Annotated in this window: 22 protein-coding genes and 4 pseudogenes; 15 read left to right on the top strand and 11 right to left on the bottom strand. The window is 69.7% G+C overall.

Annotation, left to right across the window (positions count from 1 at the left end; translation table 11 throughout):
• Positions 1-18: 18 nt before the first annotated feature.
• Positions 19-753, bottom strand: a complete 735-nt coding sequence (locus EJC51_RS01535) for a TetR/AcrR family transcriptional regulator (RefSeq protein ID WP_279631428.1) — start codon at positions 751-753, stop codon at positions 19-21.
• 224 nt (positions 754-977) lie between these two features.
• A pseudogene (locus EJC51_RS01530) lies at positions 978-1493 on the bottom strand (globin domain-containing protein); the annotation flags it as partial.
• A 199-nt stretch (positions 1494-1692) separates the two neighbouring features.
• Between EJC51_RS01530 and EJC51_RS01525 the strand changes: the two are divergent.
• Positions 1693-3051, top strand: coding sequence for an NAD(P)/FAD-dependent oxidoreductase (locus EJC51_RS01525; protein WP_126269325.1), 1359 nt, complete (start codon positions 1693-1695; stop codon positions 3049-3051).
• Here EJC51_RS01525 and EJC51_RS01520 read toward each other — a convergent pair.
• The 3 genes from EJC51_RS01520 to EJC51_RS01510 all read right to left on the bottom strand — a co-directional run bounded on the left by EJC51_RS01520 (position 3041) and on the right by EJC51_RS01510 (position 4453).
• A complete protein-coding gene (locus EJC51_RS01520) occupies positions 3041-3238 on the bottom strand; it encodes a hypothetical protein (protein ID WP_341870630.1) in 198 nt (65 codons plus the stop codon). The genes EJC51_RS01525 and EJC51_RS01520 overlap by 11 nt on opposite strands.
• A 376-nt stretch (positions 3239-3614) precedes the next feature.
• The gene (locus tag EJC51_RS01515; protein ID WP_126269324.1) at positions 3615-3857 is read right to left on the bottom strand and encodes a hypothetical protein; all 243 of its coding nucleotides are present in this window, start codon (positions 3855-3857) and stop codon (positions 3615-3617) included.
• Between the two features lie 203 nt (positions 3858-4060).
• Positions 4061-4453 (bottom strand): cupin domain-containing protein, encoded by a 393-nt coding sequence (locus tag EJC51_RS01510; protein ID WP_126269323.1) that lies wholly within the window; start codon positions 4451-4453, stop codon positions 4061-4063.
• Positions 4454-4738: 285 nt separating this feature from the next.
• Between EJC51_RS01510 and fdxA the strand changes: the two are divergent.
• A pseudogene (fdxA, locus tag EJC51_RS01505) lies at positions 4739-5044 on the top strand (ferredoxin); the annotation flags it as partial.
• 85 nt (positions 5045-5129) lie between these two features.
• On the opposite strand, the gene EJC51_RS01500 reads toward fdxA, so the two are convergent.
• Positions 5130-5627, bottom strand: coding sequence for an Ohr family peroxiredoxin (locus EJC51_RS01500; protein WP_126269321.1), 498 nt, complete (start codon positions 5625-5627; stop codon positions 5130-5132).
• A gap of 621 nt (positions 5628-6248) precedes the next feature.
• Positions 6249-7013, bottom strand: a complete 765-nt coding sequence (locus EJC51_RS01495; RefSeq protein WP_126269320.1) for a class I SAM-dependent methyltransferase — start codon at positions 7011-7013, stop codon at positions 6249-6251.
• 181 nt (positions 7014-7194) lie between these two features.
• Between EJC51_RS01495 and EJC51_RS01490 the strand changes: the two genes are divergently transcribed.
• The 4 genes from EJC51_RS01490 to EJC51_RS01475 all read left to right on the top strand — a co-directional run bounded on the left by EJC51_RS01490 (position 7195) and on the right by EJC51_RS01475 (position 11558).
• Positions 7195-8133, top strand: coding sequence for a 2-hydroxyacid dehydrogenase (locus EJC51_RS01490; RefSeq protein ID WP_126269319.1), 939 nt, complete (start codon positions 7195-7197; stop codon positions 8131-8133).
• Positions 8134-8239: 106 nt separating this feature from the next.
• Positions 8240-9871 carry a cytochrome bc1 complex cytochrome b subunit gene (gene qcrB, locus EJC51_RS01485; RefSeq protein WP_126269318.1) on the top strand — a complete coding sequence of 544 codons (1632 nt, stop codon included), beginning with the start codon at positions 8240-8242 and terminating at the stop codon, positions 9869-9871.
• 175 nt (positions 9872-10046) lie between these two features.
• Positions 10047-10889 carry an alpha/beta fold hydrolase gene (locus EJC51_RS01480; RefSeq protein WP_126269317.1) on the top strand — a complete coding sequence of 281 codons (843 nt, stop codon included), beginning with the start codon at positions 10047-10049 and terminating at the stop codon, positions 10887-10889.
• A 459-nt stretch (positions 10890-11348) separates the two neighbouring features.
• Positions 11349-11558, top strand: a complete 210-nt coding sequence (locus tag EJC51_RS01475) for a hypothetical protein (RefSeq protein ID WP_126276749.1) — start codon at positions 11349-11351, stop codon at positions 11556-11558.
• A gap of 69 nt (positions 11559-11627) precedes the next feature.
• Here the strand turns inward: EJC51_RS01475 and EJC51_RS49500 are convergent.
• Positions 11628-12127, bottom strand: a pseudogene (locus EJC51_RS49500) (transposase); the annotation flags it as partial.
• 82 nt (positions 12128-12209) lie between these two features.
• On the opposite strand from EJC51_RS49500, the gene EJC51_RS01465 reads away from it, so the two are divergent.
• Complete coding sequence (locus tag EJC51_RS01465; protein ID WP_097275999.1) at positions 12210-12542, top strand: hypothetical protein; 333 nt, start codon at positions 12210-12212, stop codon at positions 12540-12542.
• Positions 12543-12723: 181 nt separating this feature from the next.
• Here the strand turns inward: EJC51_RS01465 and EJC51_RS01460 are convergent.
• The 3 genes and pseudogenes from EJC51_RS01460 to EJC51_RS01450 form a co-directional block, all read right to left on the bottom strand.
• Positions 12724-13017: pseudogene (locus EJC51_RS01460) on the bottom strand (TraM recognition domain-containing protein); the annotation flags it as partial.
• Positions 13018-13147: 130 nt separating this feature from the next.
• Positions 13148-14074 carry a hypothetical protein gene (locus EJC51_RS47590; protein WP_166682802.1) on the bottom strand — a complete coding sequence of 309 codons (927 nt, stop codon included), beginning with the start codon at positions 14072-14074 and terminating at the stop codon, positions 13148-13150.
• A gap of 84 nt (positions 14075-14158) precedes the next feature.
• Positions 14159-14455 carry a hypothetical protein gene (locus EJC51_RS01450; RefSeq protein WP_126269315.1) on the bottom strand — a complete coding sequence of 99 codons (297 nt, stop codon included), beginning with the start codon at positions 14453-14455 and terminating at the stop codon, positions 14159-14161.
• 473 nt (positions 14456-14928) lie between these two features.
• Between EJC51_RS01450 and EJC51_RS01445 the strand changes: the two genes are divergently transcribed.
• The 8 genes from EJC51_RS01445 (at position 14929) to EJC51_RS01415 (ending at position 23953) form a co-directional block, all read left to right on the top strand.
• Positions 14929-15777 carry an alpha/beta fold hydrolase gene (locus tag EJC51_RS01445; RefSeq protein WP_126269314.1) on the top strand — a complete coding sequence of 283 codons (849 nt, stop codon included), beginning with the start codon at positions 14929-14931 and terminating at the stop codon, positions 15775-15777.
• A complete protein-coding gene (locus EJC51_RS01440) occupies positions 15770-16627 on the top strand; it encodes an SDR family NAD(P)-dependent oxidoreductase (protein WP_126269313.1) in 858 nt (285 codons plus the stop codon). The genes EJC51_RS01445 and EJC51_RS01440 overlap by 8 nt, the downstream gene beginning before the upstream one ends.
• A gap of 50 nt (positions 16628-16677) precedes the next feature.
• On the top strand, positions 16678-18240 hold the full coding sequence (locus tag EJC51_RS01435) for a long-chain-fatty-acid--CoA ligase (RefSeq protein ID WP_126269312.1): 1563 nt from the start codon (positions 16678-16680) through the stop codon (positions 18238-18240).
• A 267-nt stretch (positions 18241-18507) separates the two neighbouring features.
• Complete coding sequence (locus tag EJC51_RS47585) at positions 18508-18663, top strand: hypothetical protein (protein ID WP_165951423.1); 156 nt, start codon at positions 18508-18510, stop codon at positions 18661-18663.
• Between the two features lie 375 nt (positions 18664-19038).
• A complete protein-coding gene (locus EJC51_RS01430) occupies positions 19039-20787 on the top strand; it encodes a CocE/NonD family hydrolase (RefSeq protein ID WP_208870671.1) in 1749 nt (582 codons plus the stop codon).
• Positions 20784-22421 (top strand): AMP-binding protein, encoded by a 1638-nt coding sequence (locus EJC51_RS01425; RefSeq protein WP_126269311.1) that lies wholly within the window; start codon positions 20784-20786, stop codon positions 22419-22421. Before EJC51_RS01430 ends, EJC51_RS01425 begins: the two co-directional genes overlap by 4 nt.
• Positions 22422-22433: 12 nt before the next feature.
• Positions 22434-23213, top strand: a complete 780-nt coding sequence (locus EJC51_RS01420) for an enoyl-CoA hydratase/isomerase family protein (RefSeq protein ID WP_126269310.1) — start codon at positions 22434-22436, stop codon at positions 23211-23213.
• A complete protein-coding gene (locus EJC51_RS01415) occupies positions 23210-23953 on the top strand; it encodes an SDR family oxidoreductase (protein ID WP_126269309.1) in 744 nt (247 codons plus the stop codon). The genes EJC51_RS01420 and EJC51_RS01415 overlap by 4 nt, the downstream gene beginning before the upstream one ends.
• The last annotated feature ends 99 nt before the right edge of the window (positions 23954-24052 follow it).

The following is a 24052-nucleotide window of genomic DNA, read 5'->3' as shown; positions in this document are numbered from 1 at the left end:
GGCGGCCACCTCGGTCCGTCAGGCGGTCCGGGACCGGATGACCCCGATCATGGTGTGATAGAGCTCCGTGCGCTGCGGAGCCTCCGGCACCGGTTCGACCGGAGCGTCGGCGGTGGCGTAGGCACGCAGCAGTTGCGCCACCAGGCGGTGTGAGGCCTTGGGGGCCGTGGCGCCGCTCGCGCGCAGGGTCCCCGAGTTGGCCGGCAGTATCAGCGTGAGGTCGCGGTCGTCGAAGTTCTGGCGCAGATAACCGGCCTCCCTGGCCCGGGAGATGGTCCTGAGCGCACCGCGGGCCGCTTCGGCGCGTCGAGTCTCGACGACGCCACCGGGAAAGGTCATGGTCAGGACCTCCACGAAGGTCGGATCCGCGGCCCGCAGGGCGGACAGACCGCGGACGTAGTCGGCGAAGCCCTGCCACGTGTCCGGATCGTCGGAGCAGGCCGCCACCAGGCTGTGGTGGGTCTCCACACGGTCCGTGAAAGCGGCGTCGATGAGCTGCTCCCTCATGCCGAACCGGCGGAACAGCGTGGTGTTGCCGACGCCGGCCTCGCGTGCGATGGCGGTCATCGGGACGCCGAGCCCCTCACGGGACAGAAGCCGGCGAGCCGCCGCAGGATGCGTTGGCGATTGCGTTCCGCGTCGGCGCGCAGCGCCCCGGCGGGGCCTTGCCCCGACGGCGCCGCAGCCGGGCGCTGCTGTGGCCTGGGTGTTCCCTGAGGTCCGTGCGCGGCATCCGGCTGCGGCCGCGAGCACATCTTCTCGCTCACTGGTGGGGTTCTTTCCGGTGTCCGCCACACGGCGGGTGACTACTTGCTGAGCCAGAGGTCGGGGCCGAACACCTCGTAGTGGACGGACTGGTGACTCAGCCCGTGGGCCAGGAGGTCGGAGCGGACGGCCTTCATGAAGGCCACGGGCCGCACAGGGAACGCCGTGGCGTCGGGCGCGGGGGAGAGACGGGCGATGCCGGCCAGGCCCCCCGAGGAGAGGCCGTACTGCCGTATCTGGTGGGCTCCGTCGGGCAGTTCGACCCGAACGCTGACGTACTGGCGGGACGAACGGAACGGTCGGCGCCCCGTCGGCGCGACGCAGGACGAGGGAGACCGCGTCCGGCGTCTCCTCGTGGCGCTCGGCCACCTCCGGGGTCACGGCTTCGCCGAGGACCTCGGCCACGGCCCCGAGGAGGTGACGGGCGACCAGCGTGTACTGGTCCGAGGTGATGCCGAGCGAGGCGTGCTTGCTCGCGATGCGGACCAGCACGGCGTCGGGGCGCTTGTCGGGTGTTCCACGAGCGCGGTCGCGAAGACAGCGACGGCACCGGCGAGCGCTTCGCGCTGGGTGCCGCTGGCCTGGTTCGCCCGGTTGAACAAGTCGCCCAGCAGCTCCGGCTGTTCCTCGAACATGCGGCGGTAGAACAGCTCCGTGATGCTACCGAGGGAGGCACCCACGGCGGGGAACGTGGTGCGGACGATCAGCGCGGACGGTTCGGACAGCATGCCGACTCCGAACTGATGTCTTTCGGTGTGAGTCACCGCTGGTACTCATCCGTGCTCGCATGATTGACCGCACCGACATGTGGGTGCAGAGGTACGCGCATGGGGAGCGTTGGGCCTTGGCCCGTCATCCGACCACCGTGTCACACCGGCTGTCGTCGACCGGTCTAGAGGGTGAGCACCGAGAGGAACTGAGGACACCGTGCGTGAGATCTTGATCGTGGGCGGCGGGTACGCGGGCTTCTGCACCGCGTGGGGTCTGGAGAAGAGGCTGCGGCCGGGCGAGGCGCGCGTCACCGTTGTCGACCCCCGCCCGTACATGACGTACCAGCCCTTCCTGCCCGAGGTCGTGGCCGGTTCGGTGGAGGCCCGTCACGCGGCGGTCTCGCTCCGCCGTCACTTGCGCCGCACACGTCTGGTGGCGGGCTCGGTGACGGAGATCCGGCACAGCGCGCGCACGGTCACGGTCCGTCCGGAGTCCGGGCCGTCCCTCGACCTGCACTACGACGTCCTGGTGGTGACGGCGGGGGCGGTCACCCGGACCTTCCCGATCCCGGGCCTGAGCGATCAGGCGTACGGACTCAAGCATGTCGAGGAGGCGGTGGCGATCCGCGACCGCCTCCTCACCTCCTTCGACCGTGCGGCCGGTCTGCCGCGCGGGCCCGAACGCAGCAAACTGCTCACCGTCACCGTCGTCGGTGGCGGATTCTCCGGAGTGGAGGGATTTGGTGAACTGCTGGCCCTGGCAACCGCGTTGCTCAAGCAGTACCCGGAGATCGGCGCGGACGAACCGGCCTTCCACCTGGTCGAGGCACGGGACCGCATCCTGCCCGAGGTCACGGACCGGCCGGGCGCCTGGGTGGTGCGTTCACTGGAGAAACGGGGGGCGCGGGTGCACCTGAACACCCAGCTGGTGTCCGCCGAGGACGGCCGGGTGCGGCTGTCGGACGGCACCGAGTACGACTCGGGCCTGCTGGTGTGGACGGCCGGCAACGCCGCCAACCCGATCGTGCACAACCACAGTGACCTGCCCGTCGACGAGCGGGGCCTGCTCACCGTACGGGCGGACCTGCGCGTCACCACGGACACCGAGGTGGTGCCCGACGTCTGGGCGGCGGGAGACGACGCCTCGGTGCCCGATCTCGCGGCCGGGAGGCCGGGCGCGCACACCGTGCCCAACGCCCAGCACGCCGTCCGCCAGGGCAAACGGCTGGCGAAGAACATCCTGGCGTCGCTGCGCGGCCGTCCGGCCAAGGACTACGTGCACCGCAGTCTCGGTGTGGTGGCCACACTCGGGCTCGGCCGCGGCATCTTCCAGTACCGGGGCCTGGTCATCAAGGGGTTCCCGGCCTGGCTGATGCACCGTGGCTACCACGTTCTGGCCATACCGAGCTGGGAACGCAAAACGCGTGTGTTCGCGGTATGGGCCACGGCCCTTCTCTACGGCCGCGACATCGTGTCGCTGGCGTCGGTGCAGCACCCGCGGGAGGCATTCGTCTCGCGCGGCGAACCGCGCCGGGGAGAGGAGCCCGCACAGCCCGGAGACCGGCTCACGGCGTGACGGCGCAGTACAGTTCGCGGCCGGCCCGCTGGACGCGCGAGGTGCCCACGAGGCGGTCGAGCGAGCCGCGGACGGCGTTGATGCTGCCGCTGCCGATGTCGCGTCCCAGCGCCGACGCGACGTCGCGGGCGCGGGTCTCGGTGTCCCCGGACTGCGCGAAGTACGGCAGGAGATCAGCTCCGTGCACTTGCCGTACGGAGGCACGTCTTCGCCGGCCTTGTCACTCCCGCCTGCCGTGGCCGGGGGTTCTGCGGCGCCCTCGGCGGTGCCCCGACGCGCGGTCGGCCTCCGGCTTCGTCGGCGACGGGACGCGCACGAGGGCGGGGGCCTGCGGTGATGGGGTGGCCGCCGGGCCGGCGCCGGGCATGAGGGCCCGAGGCGTGTCGAGTGCCGGCCCGAGGGTTCCTCTCGTCTCCAACCCTGTGTCCTGGCGGGACGGCTCGATGCCCCGACCCGCCACTCGGCACGGCACCGGGGGATATCGGCGAACGTGCCGGGCAGCGGTTCCGTCGGCCGAGAACAGAGTGGGCGGTCCCACGCAGAACACACCGTTGATCGGGCCGTCAGAGACGGCGGGTCGGGGACGGAGTGAGCCCCGTGGCATGCGCTTCGTTCACCGGCGACGCCACGTGGTCGCCGGCCGCGGGCAGCCGGCTGATCTTCTCGGACACCGCGCGGATCCGGGCGTCCACCTCGTCGATCGCCTCCAGGATCACCCCGAGCCGTCCCTCCAGGACGGCGGCCTCCGCTGCGAGCGAGACGGTGACGGCGGCGGGATCGGTCGGACGGTCGGCGTCTCGCGTCATCCTCGCGTCCCTCCTCGACCTGCTTCGGAAGTCCGGTGGACGGGCTCCGGGGGGCCGGCGGTCGCCCGGGCGCGACTGACGAATGTCCCTGCCATGCTCCTCCTTGGTCGCCGCGGAGCCCGGGCATGGACCGCCACGAGCCGTCGGTACCGCATTGACCGGGCAGCGGCGGGAGCTGTGACAGCTGCCGAACGGCCGCCGTGTCACGGCAGTTCGCAGCCCGGGGACGGCGCTTCCTGGGAGAAGGGTGCGCCGTGCGGCAGGACGTGGAGGACCTCCAGGACGATGTCCGTGGCCCCCGGGTTCTCGCCGATGTGCACGTGGTCCGCGCCCGACGGCTCCTTGAGGAAGCTGCCCTTCTCGTACACACCGTCGAAGGTGCAGGAGGCGTCGAAGTGGCTGAGCGTGCCCTGCTTGACGAAGGCGTACAAGGTGCCGTCGTGGTAGTGCCACCCGGTCGCCTGGCCGGGCGGGATGGTGATCTCGCGGAGGATGTAGTCGGTGTCGCCGACGGTCCGCTGGGCCAGGACCCGGCCGCTGCCCCCGGGGCCGCCGGGGGTGGCCTGGGCGGTCGTCGGGGCGAGCGAGAGCCCCATGAAGCAGGCACCGGCGACCGCGACGCGTGCTGAAGTACGCGTGATGATGCCCTTCGGAACGTGAGGGCGAACAGCGGCCTGGGGCAAGCGGCCCTCTGACAAGATGTTGTTCGGTCATGGGCCCGCTCACTTCTGTGGCCGTGGGTGAGTCATGGTCAAGTGAGCCGCCTGGTCGACGATTTGTGACAGGGGTACCGGCGCGAGGGACCGTCCGTATGCAGGTGTCACACCTTTGCCGTGTCGTCGGTCACTTGAGTGAGCCGGAAGCCCGGAGAGGAGCAAGGGGTGACCTACGTCATCGCGCAGCCCTGTGTCGACATCAAGGACCGGGCGTGCCTGGCCGAATGCCCTGTGGACTGCATCTACGAGGGCGTGCGCACGCTGTACATCCACCCCTACGAATGCGTGGACTGCCACGCGTGCGAGCCCGTGTGCCCGGTGGAGGCCATCTTCCCGGAGGACGAGCTGCCGCGACACTGGGCGCACTACCGGGCCGTCAACGAGGAGTTCTTCGAGGCGGGGTCGGCACAGCGGCGTGGACCGCGCCCAGCGCAGGGAGACCATCCCGTGGTCGCGGCACTGCCGCCGCAGCACGTGCGCAAGAAGGAGATCGCCGGGTTCGCCGTCCGCGGCGAGGAGGCCGCCGACGTCGACCCGTGGTTCCCGCTCTGACCGGTCAGGGGGCGAGGGTGATGGTGGTCGGCGTGCCCCGCCAGGCCATGCGTGCGTACGGACACAGCGCGTCGGCCCGCTTCATCAGGCGGGTGGCCGTCTCGCGCGGCACGCCGGGCCACCGCACCACCAGGTCGACGTGGAGCAGATAGCCGCCGTCCTCGGGATCACGTCCGAACGCCACGGTCGCCAGGACGGAGACGGCGGCGGGATCGAGCGCTTCCTGCCGCGCCAGGAGGCTCAGCGCGCCGTGGAAGCAGGCCGCGAAACCGGCCGCGAACAGTTGCTCTGGATTGGTCCCCGTACCGGGGCCGCCCAGTTCCGCGGGCATCCGCAGCTCCAGGTCCAGGGCGCCGTCGGACGACCGGGCCCGGCCGGAGGCCCGCCCGTGCGCGACCGCACCGCCGTCGACGGTCACCGTCGTCGTGTAGAGGGGCGAGAACGTGTCCCCGGTGAAGTCCTTTCCGGTGGACAGGTCGGGCAGTTGGATCGGATCGGTCACTGCATGGCTCCGGGGGCGTCGTGGTGAGGCGTCCGCCGTGCGGTACGGGCCGGACTACTGGATGACCGGGAACCGGCTGTTCCTGTGACGATGGTCTGAAGGTGAGGCGGACGCCGCAGCCGGTCAGTTCCGCGACGAAGCCACGTACGGGGCCGGTGCGGTCGGGTTCATGACCCCCATGACCCGCTCGGCGTCTCCCTCCCGGACGTCGAGGCGGAGCAGGAGATGGGCTGCGCCCCGGAGGAGATCAGCACCGCCACCAGCCCGTTCGCCTCGACTCACCGGCTGTCCGTCTCCGGCCAGAAGGACGGGGCGAAGGTCACGAGGTAGCGCAAGACGTGGGACCGCCCGACCACGGGGATCCGGGACCCACTGCGGATGCCGCCGCCGTCCGAGTAGCTGACGACGCCGACGGCCGGGGATCTCCTCCAGGACCGGCAGATCGCCCGTGCGGGCGGCGGTGAGGAACGCGTCCAGCAGCCGTCGGTTGGCGGTCCGCGTCACCCGCGCGGTGCGCTCGGCGAAGCTGGTCGCGCGCACCGGCTGAAGCGCTCGGATGGCCGAGCGCGACGGGCCCGGTGGTGACCGTGCGGCACCGAGGGGCCCTTGCGGTGCGGCGCTTCACCGGCGGACGTTCAGTGTCACGGCCAGCAGCTCCGACTCCTCGTACCCCGGAAGCGGGGCGAACCCGTGCGCGGCCAGTTCGTCGGTCAGCCGGGCGCGCGTCGCGGGCCACATCCAGAACGTCTCGGTGTGTTCCCGCAGCACGTCCTCGGCGTCCCTGACCCAGTAGTCGGCGCGGGTCCGGATGCGGTAACCGGCGGCCGACATCGTCATGCGCCCGCCGTAGATGTGCTCGCCGACCCGCTTGTCCGCGAGCCGGCGCACGACGGTGCGGGCCGGGAGCCGGGCCGGCGGCAACTGCACGAACAGCGAGCCGCCGGGGGTGAGGGCCCTGCCGAGCGCGGGCCACAACTTCTCGCGTATCCCGGGTGGCAGGCAGCCCACCATGTTGTGGCAGACGGCCACATCCGCGACCGCGTCCAGCGCCGTCTCGTCCAGGGGGTGCGGGTGCACGGTGACCCGGTCCCGCTGCTCGCAGGACAGGGCGGCGAGCCGGGTCAGCAGCGACGTGCGCATGGCCCGGGCCGGTTCGACGGCGTGCACGTCGGCCCCGGAGTCAGCGAGGGCCAGCATCGTCACCCGCCCGGTACCGGCCCCGACGTCCAGCACACCGGTGCGGGCGTCGGCGATCTGGCGTGAGTAGAGCCGCCGGACCCGCGCCTCGTCCTCGTCGGCCTGCAAGATGTCGTAGAACTCCGCGGTGACCGCGTAGGAGTCGTGTTCGGGTCGGAGACCGGACGGTCCACTGAGAATAGTGTGCATGCCCGACATGACAACGTATGGGCAGAGCGTGTGACAGCGAGGACAGGCGACCACAGGGCGGACCGTTGTCACAGGAGCGCACGGTGCGCAGTCAATGGTCCGGCTCCGTCCGCGACCTTTCGGGACGTTCCGAGACCGGACCAGAGCCCCGGAAAACGTCGTGAGAGCGGAGTTCGTCGTCATGACCGTGCGATCCCCCCAGGTATGGCTGCCCGCACAGTTCGGCCGCCTTGCCGATCTGCCCCCGGGCCTCGACTACGCCCGCTGGGACGGCCGTTCGGCCTTTCCCACGGACCCGGCGGAAGTCGAGTTCTACGTACCCCCACTGACCAAGGACATCGGCGTCATCGCCCGGCCGCTGGCCCGGATGACCCGGCTGCGGGCGGTGCAGGCGCTCAGCGCCGGTACCGACGAACTGCGGGCGGTGCTGGACCGGCTGCCGCGTGACGTGACCCTGTGCAACGCGAAGGGGGTGGCGGCTGCCGACACGGCCGAGCTGGCCTTGACACTGATCCTCGCCAGCCTGCGCGGCATACCGGAGTCGCTCCGCGCCCAGGACCGGGAGGACTGGGATCCGCGGACCTTCTCCACCCTGCGCGAACGGTCCGTGCTCATCGTCGGTCACGGCGCCGTCGGCTCCGCCCTGGAGGAGCTCCTGACGCCCTTCGGCTGCGCCGTCACCCGCGTCGGGCGCGCGGACAGGGACACGCCCCAGGGGCCGGTGCGCTCCGTGTCGCTGCTGCCCGGGCTTGTCCCGGACGCCGATGTGATCGTGCTGTGCACCCCGTTGACCGGGGCGACCCGCGGGCTCTTCGATGCCGCGCTGCTGTCCCGCGTCAAGGACGGCGCCCTGCTCGTCAACGTGTCCCGGGGCGCGGTCGTCGACACCGACGCCCTGCTGAAGGAGGTGGACGGCGGACGGCTGCGGGCCGCCCTGGACGTGACCGACCCCGAACCGCTCCCGCCGGGCCACCCGCTCTGGACCGCGCCCGGTGTCCTGGTAACCCCGCACGTCGGCGCTTTCACCCCCGACTTCTGGCCCCGTCTCGAAGCGCTCGTGCGACGGCAGCTGGCCCGGTTCGCCGCGGGCAGGGAACTGGAGAACGTCGTCACACGCTGACACCCGACCGCCCGAGTGTCACACCGTTGCGTCCTCACCGGTCTTGATTGGGACAGCAGTTGATGAATGCACCCGAACAGTGTGCCGCGCGACGAATGGTGACGAGATGGGCAACGACAGCCGGCCGGCCGGACCGCAGCGAGAGCGCGGTGGAGAGCGGCTCGCCACGTGGGTGGCGAGCCGGACGGGCCTGCGCGCGACGGCCCGCTCCGCCCGGCGCCTGGTCTTCCCGGACCACTGGTCGTTCATGCTCGGCGAGATCGCGCTCTACAGTTTCGTCGTCCTGCTGATCACAGGCGTCTACCTCAGCCTCTACTTCCACCCCTCCACCGATCTCGTCGTCTACCAGGGCGGATATGCACCGCTGCGGGGACAGTTGGTGTCCCGGGCCTTCGACTCGACCCTGCACCTCTCCTTCGACGTCCGCGGCGGCCTGCTCATCCGCCAGGCGCACCACTGGGCGGCACTGGTCTTCGTCGCCGCGGTCTTCGCGCACCTGCTGCGGGTCTTCTTCACGGGAGCGTTCCGTAAGCCGCGCGAGCTGAACTGGGTGCTGGGGTTCCTGCTGCTCGTCCTGGCCATGTTCGCCGGCCTGACCGGCTACGACCTGCCCGACGACCTGCTGTCCGGAACCGGCTTGCAAGTGGTCAACGGCACACTGTTGTCGATCCCGGTCGTCGGCACCTACCTGTCGTTCTTCCTCTTCGGCGGCGAGTTCCCCGGCGAGGACCTGATCGCCCGCTTCAACACCCTGCACACGCTGGTCATCCCCGCGCTGATGATCGCGGTGCTCGTCGGTTACGCGGTACTGGCCCTGCGCCACCGGCCCACCCAGTACCCCGGCCCCGGCCGGAGCGAGAACAACGTCGTCGGCCTCCCGTTCGCGGTCCGTGCCGTGAAGTCCGCCGGCTACTTCTGCTTCGTGTCCGGCGTGATCTTCTTCATGGCGGCCGTGGCCCAGATCAACCCCGTGTGGAACTACGGCCCCTTCCGCCCGGACCAGGTGTCCGCCGGATCCCAGCCGGACTGGTACATGGGCGTCGCGGACGGCCTGCTGCGCGTCATGCCGGGCTGGGAGATCGACCTGTGGGGCCACACCCTGGCCCTGGACAACCTCCTGCCGCTGCTGGCGGGCCTGGTCCTCTTCCTCGCGATGGGCGCCTACCCGTTCCTGGAGGCCTGGGTCACGGACGACGACCGCGACCACCACCTCCTCGACCGCCCTCGCAACCGTCCCGTACGGACCGCCCTGGGCGTGGCCTGGCTCAGCGTCTACGCGGTGGCGCTCGTCGGGGCCGCCAACGACGTCATCGCCATCTGGCTGCACGTCTCCGTCAACTCCGTGACCTGGGCCGTGCGTGTCGGCCTGTTCGTCGCCCCGGTCCTGGCCTTCGTCATCACCAAGCGCCTCGCGCTCGGCCTGCAGCGACGCGACCGCGACATGGTGCTGCACGGCCGCGAGACCGGCGTCATCAAGCGCCTGCCGCACGGCGAGTACGTCGAGGTCCACGAGCCCCTCGACCCGGCCCGGCTGCACACCCTCACCGCCCACGAGCAGTACCGACCGCTGGAGCTTGCGCCCGACCCGGACCCGGACGAGCCCGCGCCGACCTGGACCCGGTCCGCCACCCGGCACCTGCGCGTCGCGCTCAGCCGCGCCCTCTACGGCCCAGGCACCCAGATCCCCAAGCCCTCGCCGCCCGAGCACGAGGAACTCACCGCCCGGCACCGGCCCTGATCCCCCCAGCCGACCTCCGCCCCCACCGACGGGCTCCCGCCCGCCTCCCACCGACCGACTCGCCCCCACCGACCGACTCGCCCCCACCGACGGGCTCCCGCCCGCCTCCCATCCGTGCCCCGCTCGGGAGACGGGCGGGGTACCCACCACCGATTCCGCCCGAAAGGCCATCGACATGAACCGAACCGTCCGCACCAGCCGGACCCGGACCGCACTCACCGCCCTCGCCACCGCGAGCGTCTTCGCCGGGCTGCTCGCCACCGCGACCGGGTCGGCCGCCGCTGACAAGGACCCTGCCACCGAGGCGCCCAAGCCCACCGTCGTCCTCGTCCACGGCGCGTTCGCCGACTCCACGAGCTGGAACGACGTCATCCGCAGGCTGCGCCACGATCACTATCCGGTGGTCGCCGTCGCCAACCCGCTGCGCTCCCTGAGCGGCGACTCCGCCTACCTCAGGGACGTCCTGGCCGGCATCGACGGGCCCATCGTCCTGGCCGGGCACTCGTACGGCGGCTCGGTGATCAGCAATGCCGCCACCGGCAACGAGAACGTCAAGGCGCTGGTCTACCTCGCTGCCTTCCTCCCGGACAAGGGTGAGAGCGCGGCCGACCTGGCGGGCAAGTTCCCGGGCAGCACCCTCGGCGACACACTGCGTCCGGTGCCGACCATGAACGCCGACGGCTCCCCGGTCAATGACCTCTACATCCAGAACACCAGCTTCCACCACCAGTTCGCCGCGGACGTGCCCCGCGCCACGACGGACCTGATGGCCGTCACCCAGCGGCCGATCACCGACGCCGCCCTGGCCGGGGCCTCGGCCGAACCGGCCTGGAAGACCATCCCCTCCTGGGTCCTCGTCGCCACGCAGGACCTCAACATCCCGCCCGCGGCACAGGAGTTCATGGCCGAGCGGGCCCACGCCCACACCTCGAAGGTGCGGTCCTCGCACGCGGTAAGCGTCTCGAAGCCCGGGAAGGTCACCGAGGTCATCGAGAACGCCGCTCACGCGGTCCGCTGACACCGACGTGGGACGAGCCGTGCGGACGGGGCGCTGCCGCCGGCCGCACGGCTCGTCGCGCTGTCGCCGCGACCCGCTCGACCGACCGCACCGGCCCCGGGCGGCGACCCCATCAACCGGACCGCCCCGAACGGGCTGCTCAGTCTGACCGCGGCGGCCAACGCCCTAGCGCCGGTCGGTGACCTCGCCACCTGCGCCGTGCACCTGGCTCAAGGGGACACAAGGGCCCCCTCTGGGGCGACGTCGCCGGACTGCTGATGGGTGGTCTCTCCGCCGCAGCCTGCGCAACGGCTGTAGCGGCGGCGGCTCCGGCAACGTTTGGGGGATCGCTCGGTGCGGCAGCCGGATGCTACGCAATCTCATGGAGCGCCAGCCAGATAGCGCCGAACGCTGTCGGCGGCTAAGTCAGCAGCGGGCCGGACACGTGTCGGGCCCGCGTGACATCACTTGGGAGGAATCGTGCCTCGAGTCGGATGGTCCGTCGAACAGCGAGCAGCGGTCAAGCGCTACATGCTGTTCACCACCATTTTCGCCGTCATCGGTGTGGCCTTCTCCGTCTTTCTCATAGCCCTTGGCATCAAGGGTGGCTGGGTACTCCTCGGAATGGTCGTGTGCATTTACGCAGCCACACGCCTGTTTGTCGGCAACGTCAAGCGAAATCAGCCATAGCTCGGGTCCGGCAGCGAGCCCGATCTGCCTGCGCAGAGGGTCGGGGTGGACGGGGTTTGCGGCGAGGCGATCCGTGCCTTTGCGGGCGATGCGGACGCCAATGCGCTTGCCGCGTAACCATTTCCGCAGGCCCGGCCGGTCATAGGCTTTGTCGGCGTGGAGGCGCTGGGGCTTGAAGTACCGGCCGCGGTGCGGGTCGTGTCACGTCCGCGCTAAAAAAGGGCGAAGACACAGGTCCGAGCCCCGTGGGCCGGGGGCAAGCCGGGTTCCACTCTGCGCATCCTGTCGGATGCGAACGGACTGCCCCTCCTTGCCGGCGTCTCGGCCGGCAACACCCACAGCAGCGAAGGGCTGAAGCCCATGGTGACGGGTCACCCAACGAGGCAGGGCGGCAGTTGGCGCCAGGCGCAGCCACTGACCAGGACGTAGATGATCGCCGCGAACAGCGTCTCATCAGGCGTGTCCTGTGTCCCGCTACCCTGCGGCCGCACCCTCGTCGGCGGGATCAGCGGCTTCGCAATCTCCCACAGCCCGTCCGGAACAATCCAACTCCACGTACCCCGCCCCATGAACAGACCAACGTCCGCTTCACTACATAGGACAGGTCTAAACCAGTAGTGCCGTGCGACACCCATTGGGTAGCGTGCGGCCATGGGGATAAATCTGGGCGAGGGTGATGGCTGCGAACTGCCCGCTACCGCTGTCTGCTGGCTCACCGACGATCCGTTCCCAGGCATCATCCTCGTGGAGTTCGCCGACGTCTACGACCGCCCTCACCAACTCGTCGGCAAAACCGCCTACTTCGGCGGAGACCTGCAGCCGACCTCGCCCTACCCCTGCCCCACCAGCATCCAGTGCACGATCGAAGAGATCGCCGACGACGTCGCCACAGTGAGCACCTGGTGGCTGGAGGGCGGCCCCAACGACACACGCTTCGTCTTCGACGTCTGGCTCGACACCCTCACACCCATCACCGACGCCTGACCTGCCAGCATCGCTCTGATGTGGCGTGGGCCCACCTCGTACCGCTGCGTCATCCCCTTGGGGAGCTTGGCTTCGACGGGCTCGACAGTCCCCGCTGACCTGCTGCTGCATAACGTCATGACCTGAGGCTGTCTATGGGTGGATGACCGGTGTTCCCCGTGCTCCCCTGCAGTATCTGGCGCGGCTCGAGATACCAGGGGCGCAGGTCGAGCATGGCCGCGCGCATGCCGGTGGCGGACGCGAGCGCCGTGCCCTTGGGCAGCGCACGGATGGCGTCGGCTGCCAGGATGCGTTCCTGTGGCATGGATACGGAGGTGGACTTGCCGGACTCCGAGGTGCCGGTGGAGGTCGTCTCCACGTCGTGGTCGCCGATCAGGCGGGAGAGTTTGTCGGCGAAGTCCGGGTCATCGATACCGGAGCCGATGACCTTGATGGTGGAGGCGGACCACTGGCGTCCATGCCGGTAGCTCTGCAGGTGACAGATGCGGCGTACGTGCTGGGGCAGCTCATCAGAAGCGTCTTCCAGGGACCGGGAAGCCCGGCAGCTCTGCGGCGGCTGGCCCCCGCTCCGCCGCTGGCCTCACCTTTTCTGCCCCCTGCCCCTTCTACCAGGTGATGACGGCGTGGCCGTCGGCTCCCGCCAGCACATACGCGTCGGCTCCGGGGGCGCCGTCGGTGCCGTCGGTCCCGTTCGGCGGGCTGCCGTACGTGGGATGGCCGCCTTTGCCGCCCTTGCCTCCCGCGCCCGCGCCGCCGCCGTGGCCGTTGAAGCCGGCTCCGCCGTCGCCGCCCCTACCGCCGTCGCCGCCCCGGCCCGGGCCGCCTACGAGTCCAGGGAAAGAGGACTTGCCGTCGGCGCCGTCGGCGCCGTCGCCACCCGCTGTGCCGCTTCCCCCGTCCCGCGAGTCGAGGCGGTCGGTGTCGATGCCGGCAGTGGATGTGCAGTTCGCACCGGGCCCGTGGTAGCCACCGTCCTTGCCTTTGCCCCCGAGGCCGTGCTGGCGATCGACGGCCTTCGTGCCTGCGGCGGGGGGCCCGGCGGCGCCGTGACCGCCCCTGGCCAAAACGATGGTGCGACCGGCGACGGTGACCCACGAATCCCCGCCGGCGGTAGGAACCCAGTCACCGCCCTGCGGGCCGCCATCAGGAGTGGAGAAGTAGCCGCCTCGGCCGGTGTGGATCTCGAACCGGGTGTCCGGCGTGACTGCCGTCAGCCGGCATTTGACGTAGTAGCCGCTGCCCCCGCCACCCCCGCCAGCGCCACCGCCGCCACCCCAGGAGATGGCGCTCGTGCTACCGTCGGTGCCACCGGTGGCTCCGCCGCCGCCCGCCCCCCACAGTTCCACGGTTAAAGCGGTGACGTTGCCGGGCACGTCGAAGAAGCCGTCCTTCGCGAACTCCTCGGTCCCCTCGCCAGGAGCGGCAGGGGTGGCCGGTGCGGTCAGCGCTGAGGTGTCCCCAGCGCCGGTCAGCAGGGCCAGGGCGGCCAGGACGGCGACACCCGCCCCCCAGGTCTTCTTCACGTACACCATGCATCCTCCGTCGTCACCAGGGAGAGGCCCGGGCAGGCCCCCTCCCGGGACACGACGACACCCCGCTCGCACAGATGCGCCCATTCACCCCGACAGCCGACCGCCGGGCTGAACCGCCGCGGCTGGTGCCGCAAGCCCTAGGGTCTGCTGGATGGACGCGAGCCGGCCATGGCGCGACCGGACCTCAACGACAGCCGTCTCCGCAACGCCGGGTGTGGCCCCAGTTCTGGCGCCGTCGCTCTTGAGCTCGGCGAACAGCTCGCGATCGGCCAGGAGATGCGCGGTGTGATCGGGACAACTCGATGTCAGACGCTCGATGTTGAGGGCGCCCACGGGGACGACATCGACCGACGCCATCGAAGCGGACGGCGTCGGCCTCATGCATCAACTGGACCGGCATGCACCTGTTGTCGGCGACGCCTCAAAAGTGATCCAGAACCACTTTTCGCACGACGCCGACACGGCCGAACGGAAATCAGCGGTTCGATGGGCGGGCAGTAGCGTCCGTGCGGCGGTGAGCGCCTCGGCCGGTGCTTCCCCACGACTGCACCAACGAGCCATCACACCGCCTGATGCGCCCTGCTCAACCGGCCCGAAGGTGTCCGAGACGTGTGGACACGTGGAAGAGCTGGGCAGGCCAGCGGCCCCTGCCTGCCCAAACCGCAGGTCAACCGCCAGACCACTCGAATGACCTCGGGACCGATCGTTCCTGAACCAAGCCCGTGGATTCGGCTCAGTGCACGCAGAGCCCTTGTGTGCGCGCCATCGCCCGCGTATATATTACAATCGTAAGAAGAACGACCGTAATTTAATGCGCGGAGCCGCGGTCCTCGTGCCGTGTCCGGGGAGACCAGATGACGACGACAAAGAGCATGAAGTGGATCGACGTGCCCACACGCACGATCGACGTCGGCGGGGTGCCGTTCGCCTACCGCGAGCTCGGTCCGACCGGTGGTGTTCCGGTGGTGTTCCTGCACCACCTGATGGCTGTCCTTGATGACTGGGACCCGAGGATCATTGACGGCATCGCTGCCCGCCACCGGGTGATCACGTTCGACAACCGTGGGGTCGGCCGGTCCGGAGGATCCGTGCCGCCGGACGTCGAGGAGATGGGCCGTGACGCCGTCGCCTTCATCCGTGCGATGGGACTCGAGAAGGTCGACCTCTTCGGGTTCTCGCTGGGCGGCGGAGTCGCGCAGATGGTGGCCCTGCAGGCACCCGAGCTCGTGCGCCGGATCGTCCTGGCGGGAACCGGTCCCCGCGGAGGCGGCGGCATCAAGGAGATCAACAAGGTCGCGGTCAAGGCGTACGTCAAGTCCGCGCTCACCCTGAAAGACGCCAGGACCTTCCTGTTCTTCCCGCGCGACGCCGAGGGCAAGCGGGCCGCGAAGGACTACCTCGCCCGGCTCAAGGAGCGCACCCAGAATCGTGACGAGAAGATCTCCCTGCAGGCTCGACGCGCGCAGCTGAAGGCCATCCGCGCGGCCGGACTGCATGCACCCGACGACCTCTCGGTGATTACCCAGCCGGTCTTCGTCGCCAACGGTGATCACGACCTCATGGTCGCGAGCAGCAACTCGGCCGACATGGCCCGCCGGATCCCGAACGCCCGGCTGAGGATCTTTCCGAACTCCGGGCACGGCGGCGTCTTCCAGTACCACCGGGAGTTCGTCCCCGAGGTTCTGGAGTTCCTCAATGGCTGAGAGATCGGACCGGTCGATCGCCGGGAAGGTCGCTCTCGTCACCGGTGGCGGCCGGGGCCTGGGCGCGGCGACCGCACGGGCGCTGGCCGCCGCCGGTGCCCGGGTCTTCGTGGTCGATCTGCACCGCCCGGCCGCGGGCGAGACGATCGACGAGCGGGTCACCCACCTGGTCGGTGATGTGACCGATCTCGGCGACATGACCCGAGCGGTCGAGACCGTCATCCGGGACGCCGGCCGCCTGGACATCGTGATCGCGAACGCGGGTGTGGTTGCGCGGGGCGTGACCCTGCGGGCGTCTTCGGCCCCCATGGCCGATCGACTCCTCGACGTGAACGTCAGGGGCGTGCTCAACACGGTCCGCGCTGCCCTTCCGGGCCTCATCGAGAACCGTGGCCGACTCGTCCTGATCTCGTCGGTGTTCGCCTTCGTCAACGGGGCTGGCACGATCCCGTACGCGATGAGCAAGGCAGCGGTCGAGCAGTTGGGCCGCGGACTGCGGGTCGAGCTCGCCGCCCATGGCGTCAGCGTCACGACCGCGTACTTCGCGATGATCAACACGGACATGATCCGGCAGAGTGTCGACGAGGATCCAGCAGCCCAGGCGCTGCTCGACACCCAACCGAGGTTCCTGCGCAAGCGCATCAGCCCCGAGCAAGCGGCGCAAGCCATCGTCGAGGGCCTGCGCCGCCGGGATGTGCGGGTCTTCCGTCCGCGCAGGTGGACTCTGGTCTCCAGGCTCCGCGGCATCGTCGCACCCGCCCTGGACTCCGCCCTGGCACGAGATCGCACGGTCCAGAACATCCTCCAACGCCTCGACGCACGTGAGGGCAAGGACTTCCTGACCACCTGATGCCAGGAAACACCGCGGTGCCCCGACTACGCACTGACCAGGAGCCATTGATGACGAGTTCGACCCGGAACGTGTCCGGTCTGCTGACCCGCACCGCGTCGGAACACCCGGCGCGCACGGCGATCGTCTTCGGTGGCGATCGGATCTCCTACGCAGAACTCGACGGGGCCTCGAACCGGGTGGCGAACCTGCTGATCGAGCGCGGCGTCGGCCCTGGCGAGAAGGTTGCCCTGTCCTGCGCGAACATCCCGCAGTTCACGACGATCTACTTCGGAATCCTCAAGGCAGGCGCGGTCGTCGTGCCGTTGAACGTACTCCTCAAGGCACGGGAGATCGCCTACCACCTCAACGACTCGGACGCGACGGCGTACTTCGCCTTCGAAGGCGGTCCAGAACTCCCGATCGGGCGCGAGGCATGGTCGGCCTTCCAGACCGCCGGCCGGGCCGCGCACTTCTTCCTCATCGGCAGCGGCGCGTCTGTGGACGGCGTCGCCCCGGACCAGATCTTCGCCGCCGCTGTCGCCGGGCAGCCGGAGACCTTCGAGACGGTCGAGCGTGCCGACGACGACACCGCAGTCATCCTCTACACGTCCGGTACCACCGGGCAGCCCAAGGGCGCAGAACTCAGACACCGGAACGTGTACGACATCGCCCGAGCCGGTGCCCAGCTCTTCGAGTCGGACCCCGCGACGCCCGACGTCTACCTGTGCGTCCTTCCGCTCTTCCATGCCTTTGGCCAGATGGTCATCCAGAACGGCGCAATCGGATTCGGCGGCACACTCGTCCTACAGGCAAGGTTCTCCGCCCATGAGGCGCTGGAGCTCATGCTCGACCATGGCGTGACGTTCTTCGGCGGCGTGCCGACCATGTACTGGGGCCTGCTCGAGGCACTCGACGACCGCGTCGACGTCGCCCGGCTGGCCGCCAACCTGCGCATCGCCGTGTCCGGTGGTTCCGCGCTTCCCGCGAAGATCCACCAAGAGTTCAGGAAACGCTTCGGTGTGACGATCCTCGAGGGCTACGGGCTCTCGGAGACGGTGGCCATCGCGTCATTCGCCACGTACGGCGAGGAGCCCCGAGTCGGATCGATCGGCCGACCCATCCCCGGGGTCCAGATGAAGCTCATCAACGACGACTGGTCGGATGTGGGGGACGACCCCGGGGCGGTTGGGGAGATCGCGATCAAGGGCTACAACATCATGAAGGGCTATTACAAGCGCCCCGAGGCCACCTCGGAGGCCATCAGCCAAGGATGGTTTCGTACCGGAGATCTGGCTCGCAAGGACGCGGACGGCTTCTACTTCGTCGTCGACCGGTCCAAGGACATGATCATTCGCGGCGGGTTCAACGTCTACCCGCGCGAACTCGAGGAGGTGCTCATGGAGCACCCCGCGGTCTCTCTGGTCGCCGTCATCGGAGTTCCGCACCCAAGCCACGGGGAAGAGATCAAGGCCGTCGTCGTCAAGAAGGCCGACGACAGTACGACTGAGGCCGAGCTGACAGCCTGGGGAAAGGAGCAATTCGCAGGCTACAAATACCCGCGCATCGTCGAGTTCGTCGACGCCCTGCCCATGACCGCCACCGGGAAGGTCCTCAAGCGCGAACTGTCCTAGGGTGTGAGGCGCTGGAAACGTGTAGTTGCGTCAGGCACGTGTGAGATGAACCGTGTACCGCGGCGGCCTGCCACGCGAGGGGCGCCGCGAAGTCGTCGGCGGCGGACGCAGGCAGGATCCGCAGAAGCAGGTCACGGCGTAACTCACTTGCGTCTGTAGCCGGATGCAGCGTGGTTGGCACAAGCCCCGCATCGTGGCGGAGGTCTTGCCGTACATGCGTGCCCAGGGATGCGGGCGCATCATCAGCCTCCCGTCCGTGCTCGGTTCATGCCCCAGCCCCATATGGCCGTCCGCGCCGCCTCCAAGCATGCGATCGAGGGCCGAGGCGCCCTGGACCACGAAGCCCGTGACCACGGCGGTCAGGCACCCCTCGTCGAACCCGCCTATCAGAACCGGATGCGGGGCCAACAGCGCGAAGCCTGACACACCCCTGCCCGTCTGCGTGAAGCGTCGGTAGACCGTCGACCGGGTAATGGCGGAGGCCGTCAGGGGGCGGCGACGTGTCCGCCGTCGTCGCCCAGGCGATCGTCGCGACAGCGACCGACATGTAGCCGAAGCCGCACTGCAACGCAGGCCCTCCGGCCGGACGCGCACGTACTGCGCCGCCTCGCTCTCACCGGGGTCTTCGACAAGCAGATCCGCGAGATGAACGAGCCGGCGCCGACCCCACGCCATCGAACCCGTGCACGGGAGAGAAGGGGAGGTCTGCCCCTGTGGGGTAATTGACAGGGTACGAACGTACCTCTTAACGTACCCAACATCCAGGGCAATGCCGCCGCGGCTCGATGAGGAGCACCGATGCAGCACCTTTACGACATAGACGTCCGGGTTCCGATGCGTGACGGCGTGGGTCTCGCCGCCAACGTGTGGCATCCGGCCCAGGGGGAGGCTCCGACGCTGCTCGTGCGCCTGCCGTACGGCAAGGACGTGATGGGCTTCGGCCAGTCGGTCGTCCCCGACGTCCTGACTTTGGTGGAGGCCGGGTATGCGGTGGTGGTGCAGGACTGCCGCGGAACGCATCGCTCTGAGGGCGAGTTCGTTCCGCACATGGCCGACCGGTCCGACGGTGCGGACACCGTCGCCTGGATCGCCGACCAGCCGTGGTCGGACGGCACGGTGGGCATGTACGGGCCGTCCTACCTGGGCATGGTGCAGTGGGAGACCGCGGTGACCGGCGCCCCCGCCCTGAAGGCGATCGCGCCTGCCTTCACCTCGATCGACAACTACGAGGCGCCTTGGTACGGCCCGGGTGGGGCGCTCTCACTGAGCCTGGTCACGATGTGGAACGCCATGATGTACGCGGCCGACGCGCAGCGGTCCTTGGCGGCGGGGGAGGGGGGCTCCCTGTCCCAGGTGCAGCAGCTCAGCCAGGCAGTCCTGACCCACGAGGCCCTCAACGATGTGCTGCCGACGGCCGAGGTTCCGGTCCTGGCAACGTACGGCAAGTGGTGGGACGACTGGATGGCCCACCCGTCCCATGACGCGTACTGGGACGCCATGGAGCTCACACCCGAGCTCAAGAACGTCACCGTTCCGGCGCTGAACATCGGCGGCTGGTATGACCTCTACATCGGTCAGACGGTGCGCACCTACACCACTGCCCGGCAGAAGGCGGGCAGTGCGCAGGCCCGTGAGGGGCAGCGGCTCATCATCGGTCCGTGGGATCACCTGTCCGCTAGTGGGGTCTATCCCGACCGCTCCTTCGGCCCGTTGGCCAGTGCCCAGATGATGGGCCTGACCGGCCTGCACGTGAAGTTCTTCGACCGCTGGCTCCGCGGTGACACCGCCGCTCTGGACGACGTGGCGCCGGTGAAGATCTTCGTGATGGGCATCGACCAGTGGCGCGACGAGCAGGACTGGCCGCTGCCCGACACGAGGTGGACCGACTTCCACCTCACGAGCACCGGCCGTGCCAACACTGCTGCAGGAGATGGCGTGTTGACCACCGAAGCGCCGACCGATGCCGGGCACGAGACCTACCTTTACGATCCGCGCCGCCCGGTTCCCACGGCGGGCGGGGCGTCCATGCCGGTGACGCTGGAACTCTGTGGCCCGGTCGACCAGCAGACCGTCGCCGCCCGCGAGGACGTCCTGTGCTTCGCCGGCCCGGTGCTGGAGAAGCCCGTCGAGGTCACGGGTCCGGTCAGCCTGACCCTGTTTGTCTCCTCGTCCGCGGTGGACACCGACTTCACCGCCAAGCTCGTCGACGTCTTCCCCGACGGCAAGGCGATCAACCTGTGTGACGGGATCCTGCGCACCCGTTACCGGGGCGGCCTCGCCACGGAGGAACCGATGGAGCCCGGGACGGTCTACGAGATCACCATCGACATGACGGCCACCTCCAACGTGTTCCTGCCCGGTCACCGCATCCGCGTGGACGTCTCCAGCAGCAACTTCCCCCGCTACGACCGCAACACGAACACCGGCGGCGTCATCGCCCGTGAAGGCGAGGAGCAGATGATCCCCGCGGTCAACCACATCCACCACGGACCGAACCACCCCAGCCGTCTGGTCCTGCCCGTCATCGACCGCGAGGACCAGTCATGAGCGCCGCCGGCCGGGTTGCCGAACTGACCGCGACCTTCACGGCTCCATCCCTCAACGTGGCCGAGCTGCTGTGCGACCGCCACCCCGCCGACCGCACAGCGTTCACCCTCGTCGACGGCGACGGCAAGGCTTCCACCCTGACGTACGGCGAGCTCGCAGCGAACTCGCACCGCTGTGCGCGGGCCCTGCAAGAGCTGGGTGTCGGTCCGGGTGACCGGGTGGCGACCCTGATGGGCAAGGGCACCAACCTCGTCACCGTCGTCCTGGCGATCTGGCGGCTCGGCGCGGTCTACGTCCCGTTGTTCACCGCGTTCGCCCCTCAGGCCATCGCCCTGCGTCTGGAGGGCGCGGGTGCACACGTCGTGGTCGTCGACCCGGACCAGCGGCACAAACTCGACCCGGGCCCCGACATGCCGGACGATCCCCAGCGGCGCATCATCGTCACCGGAGCCGTCACGTCGGGCGGCGACCGGTCGCTCGCGGATCTCGTCGCGGCCGCGTCGCCCGAGCCGGTGCCCGCCGTCATCACGAGCGGCGACGGCCCGCTGGTGCACATGTTCACCTCCGGCACCACCGGCAAGCCCAAGGGCGTCATCCACCCCGTCTCCTACATCGCCGGGTGGCAGATCTACCTGGAGTACGGCCTCGGCGTCACCCCGGCCAGCAGCTACTGGTGCGCCGCCGACCCCGGCTGGGCCTACGGGCTGTACGCCGCCATCGTCGCCCCCATGGCCGCCGGCCTCCCCAGCCTGCTGCTGACCGGCGGATTCTCCGCCGAGACGACCTGGCGCACCCTCCTTGACCACCAGGTCACCGACTTCACCGCCGCCCCCACCGTCTACCGGGGGCTGCGTTCCTCGTCGGTAGCGGTGCCCGAGGGCCTGTGCCTGGAGCGGGCGTCCAGCGCGGGCGAGCCGCTGACCCCCGAGGTCAACGAGTGGGCCGGCGCCGCGCTCGGCCTGGCGGTGCACGACCACTTCGGTCAGACCGAGGTCGGCATGCCCCTGGCCAACCACCACCATCCCGAACTCGCCCGCCCTCTCAAGACGGGATCGATGGGACGGCCGGTGCCCGGCTGGAGCCTCACCGTCCTGGCCGACGAGAAGGACGAGCCCGCCGGAGCGGGCGTGCTCGGCAGAGTCGCGATCGATGTCGCGGCCAGCCCGCTGATGACCTTCCGCGGCTACCAGATCGCCGGCCAGAGCGCCTCCAAGTTCACTCCCGACGGCCGCTACTACCTCACCGGCGACGCCGCGCGCATCGACGCGGACGGCGACTTCTTCTTCTCCTCCCGCGACGACGACGTCATCATCATGGCCGGTTACCGCATCGGCCCGTTCGAGATCGAAAGCGTCCTCGCCCAGCATCCATCGGTCGCCGACTGCAGCGTGATCGGCGCGCCCGACGAGGTCCGCGGCGAGGTCATCGAGGCGTACGTGGTCCTGCGCGACGGCGGCGAGGGGTCGCCGGAACTGGCCACCGAGCTCCAGCAGTTGGTCAAGACCCGGTACGCCGCCCACGCCCACCCACGCACGATCCACTTCATCGACGCCCTGCCCAAGACCCCGAGCGGCAAGACCCAGCGCTACCTGCTGCGCAAGCGCCGACGCGCCGAACTCACCACCCCGGAGTGACCTTTGACCGGCATGGAACCCCTGCTCGTCGAGCAACGCGGCCCCGTCCGATGGCTGCTGCTCAACCGCCCCGAGCGACGTAACGCCCTCGACGTGGCCCTGATAGAAGCCCTGGACAAGCAGATCACCAGCGCTGAGGCTGACCCCGAAACGGCGGTCGTCGCGGTGGCGGGCAGGGGGCCCAGCTTCTGCGCCGGCGGAGACTTCCACCAGTTCCTTCAACTCCACGACAGAGGCGACAACCCGGTCGACTTCCTCACCGACGTGTCGGCCTGCTTCAGCCGTATCGCGGCCAGCCCGAAGCCCTGGGTCGCCGTGCTGCACGGTCACGCGGTCGCGGGGGGCCTCGAACTCGCACTGGCCTGCGATGTCGTCGTCGCCGCCGATACGACGCTGATCGGCGACGGTCACCTGCAGAGGCGTCTGGTGCCGGCGGGCGGGTCGAGCATCCGGCTACCCGGCGCGGTCGGACGAGGTCTGTCCCGCTGGCTCCTGCTCACCGGCGAGCTGTTGCCCGCGACCGCCTTCGCCCACACGGGCTGGATCCAGGCGATCGTGCCTGAGGACGATCTCGACGCCACCGCCACTCGTATCTGCCGGCAGTTGGCCGAGCGTCACAACCCCGCCCAGCAACGGCTCAAGACGCTGTTGCACCGGATCGACGGCATGGCCCCCGAACAGGCCCTGCGCGAGGAGCTGGCTGTCTTCGCCGACAACTGGTCGGCGAGCTCTGTGGCCGACGCCCTGCGGGACTTCCTCACTCCCTCCACCACGAAAGCGGACAACCAGTGAATCGCTACCAAGGACGCGTCGTCGCCATCACCGGGGCCGCACAGGGCCTCGGCCTCGCCATGGCGACCCGCTTCGCCGCCGAGGGCGCCACCGTCGCGCTCGCCGACGTCAACGAACAGGCCCTCACCGACGCCGCCGACACCATCACCAGCGCCCGCACCGACGTCATGGACGTGACCGACTCGGGCCAGGTCAACGCCTGGATCGACGGCGTCACCGCCGAGCTCGGCCGCCTCGACGTGCTGATCAACAACGCCGGCATCATCCGCGACAACCGCGTCGAGGACATCACCGACGACGACTGGCACGCGGTCATCGACGTCAGCCTCACCGGCGGCTTCCACTGCGCCCGCGCCGCGTTCGGACCGATGAAACGCCAGGGCTACGGCCGTATCGTCAGCTTCTCCTCGATGTCCTGGCGCGGGAACTTCGGCCAGACCAACTACGTGGCCGCCAAGGCCGGCATCGTCGGCCTGACCCGCACCCTCGCCCTCGAGGGCGCCCGCCACGGCATCACCGCCAACGCCATCGCGCCGGGCCTCATCGAGACCCCCATGCTCGCCTCCATGAACGGCCCCGCACGCGACAAACTCACCGACAAGATCCCCATGCGCCGCACCGGCCGCCCCGAGGACATCGCCGAAGCCGCCGCCTTCCTGGCCAGCGAGGCCGCCGGCTACATCACCGGAGTGGTTCTGGACGTGGACGGCGGCATCTCCATCGGGTCCTCAATCCGGTAACCACGCTCGACGGTGAGGCGGTGACCGTGGGGTCCGCGTCCGGAACCGCCAGCGCCAGGGTACGTTGAGAGGTACCCTGGTACACCTTCGTAAGGCTGG

This window comes from Streptomyces aquilus, assembly GCF_003955715.1.
Lineage (GTDB): Bacteria > Actinomycetota > Actinomycetes > Streptomycetales > Streptomycetaceae > Streptomyces > Streptomyces aquilus.
Note: the sequence above shows the minus strand (reverse complement) of the source record. Positions and strands in the feature narration are given on the sequence as shown.

Excerpts from the sequence above, each read along its gene's own strand:
- EJC51_RS01515 (WP_126269324.1), bottom strand. The coding sequence starts at position 3,857 with ATGACGCGAGACGCCGACCGTCCGACCGATCCCGCCGCCGTCACCGTC.
- EJC51_RS01510 (WP_126269323.1), bottom strand. The coding sequence starts at position 4,453 with ATGGGGCTCTCGCTCGCCCCGACGACCGCCCAGGCCACCCCCGGCGGC.
- EJC51_RS01495 (WP_126269320.1), bottom strand. The coding sequence starts at position 7,013 with ATGCACACTATTCTCAGTGGACCGTCCGGTCTCCGACCCGAACACGAC.
- EJC51_RS01490 (WP_126269319.1), top strand. The coding sequence starts at position 7,195 with ATGACCGTGCGATCCCCCCAGGTATGGCTGCCCGCACAGTTCGGCCGC.
- qcrB (WP_126269318.1), top strand. The coding sequence starts at position 8,240 with ATGGGCAACGACAGCCGGCCGGCCGGACCGCAGCGAGAGCGCGGTGGA.
- EJC51_RS01480 (WP_126269317.1), top strand. The coding sequence starts at position 10,047 with ATGAACCGAACCGTCCGCACCAGCCGGACCCGGACCGCACTCACCGCC.
- EJC51_RS01465 (WP_097275999.1), top strand. The coding sequence starts at position 12,210 with ATGGGGATAAATCTGGGCGAGGGTGATGGCTGCGAACTGCCCGCTACC.
- EJC51_RS47590 (WP_166682802.1), bottom strand. The coding sequence starts at position 14,074 with ATGGTGTACGTGAAGAAGACCTGGGGGGCGGGTGTCGCCGTCCTGGCC.
- EJC51_RS01450 (WP_126269315.1), bottom strand. The coding sequence starts at position 14,455 with ATGAGGCCGACGCCGTCCGCTTCGATGGCGTCGGTCGATGTCGTCCCC.
- EJC51_RS01445 (WP_126269314.1), top strand. The coding sequence starts at position 14,929 with ATGACGACGACAAAGAGCATGAAGTGGATCGACGTGCCCACACGCACG.
- EJC51_RS01440 (WP_126269313.1), top strand. The coding sequence starts at position 15,770 with ATGGCTGAGAGATCGGACCGGTCGATCGCCGGGAAGGTCGCTCTCGTC.
- EJC51_RS01435 (WP_126269312.1), top strand. The coding sequence starts at position 16,678 with ATGACGAGTTCGACCCGGAACGTGTCCGGTCTGCTGACCCGCACCGCG.
- EJC51_RS47585 (WP_165951423.1), top strand. The coding sequence starts at position 18,508 with ATGCCCCAGCCCCATATGGCCGTCCGCGCCGCCTCCAAGCATGCGATC.
- EJC51_RS01430 (WP_208870671.1), top strand. The coding sequence starts at position 19,039 with ATGCAGCACCTTTACGACATAGACGTCCGGGTTCCGATGCGTGACGGC.
- EJC51_RS01425 (WP_126269311.1), top strand. The coding sequence starts at position 20,784 with ATGAGCGCCGCCGGCCGGGTTGCCGAACTGACCGCGACCTTCACGGCT.
- EJC51_RS01420 (WP_126269310.1), top strand. The coding sequence starts at position 22,434 with ATGGAACCCCTGCTCGTCGAGCAACGCGGCCCCGTCCGATGGCTGCTG.